The 971-nt window shown below is 61.9% G+C and carries 1 protein-coding gene; it reads right to left on the reverse strand.

The features are described from left to right. Window positions 1-971 (reverse strand): FUSC family protein (locus tag GE543_RS27425; RefSeq protein WP_256664757.1); only part of this gene is annotated, 971 nt, incomplete at both ends.

Consider the following 971-nt stretch of genomic DNA (forward strand, 5'->3'; position numbering starts at 1 on the left):
GATGTCACGCCAGCTGAAACGGGTCAGACGCTTGACGGCCAGTTCGACGCCGAACGGGCGGAACACCAGGGTCCAGATGAAGGCGAACAACAGCCCGGCAGGACCCGCCAGGTTGGAGTTGAGGAAGTTCATGAAGTCCGCGTCATAAGCGCTCTGGATACTGATGAACGACGACGTGTTGACGATGGTCAGCAGCGTGCCGAGAAAGAAGCGCGGCTGCACGGTCAGGGTCCCGACGCATATGAACGGCACGGCAAAGGCCAGCACCAGCATCGGGAAGTCATGCAGGTTGGGCAGCACCACAAACAGGTACAGGCTGGCGAACACCACCGAGAGCAGGGTCCAGAAGAAGAACCGGTAGATTTGCGGAGCAGGGTCGTCCATGGCGGCGAAGAAACTGCACGACACCGCTGCCAGTGCCACGGCGCTTGCGCCGTCTTTCCAGCCGAGCAGAATCCACAATACCGACGCGGCGATGATCGCCAGTACCGTCGAAGTCACCGAATAGAGCATCAGACCGCGGTCGAGAAACGGCGTCAGGCGGCCCAGGCGCCAGTGGCGGTAGACCGCGCGCCACTGTGACTGGTCGTCGGTCTTGATCGCGTATTGCAGGGTACGGCAATCCAGCCACAGGTCGATCCATTCACCCAGCCTGAACAGTGTATTGGAAAGCAGCAGTTGATCGCGATCGTCCAGTTGCGCGGAGTCCGGCTGCAGGCTCTGCAGATCGCGGTGCAGCTGCTGCCATTGCTCCACCTGCGGCCCATCGGCAGTGCTTTCGAGCCAGTCGCAAGCCTTTTGCAACAAGGGCTTGATGCTGGCTAGCAGCTCGGGCGTGCGTCGCTCCAGCGCCCACAGCGCGTCGTCCAGCGCATCGATGACCGGCAAGAGGTGGATCATCCGGCCGCGCAGTTCATTGGCGTTGCGCACGGTTTGCTTGCGGGCGCCTTCGTGGCTCAACTGGCCGATCA

It is taken from the genome of Pseudomonas sp. SZ57 (assembly GCF_009495975.1).
GTDB classification, from domain to species: Bacteria; Pseudomonadota; Gammaproteobacteria; order Pseudomonadales; family Pseudomonadaceae; genus Aquipseudomonas; species Aquipseudomonas syringae.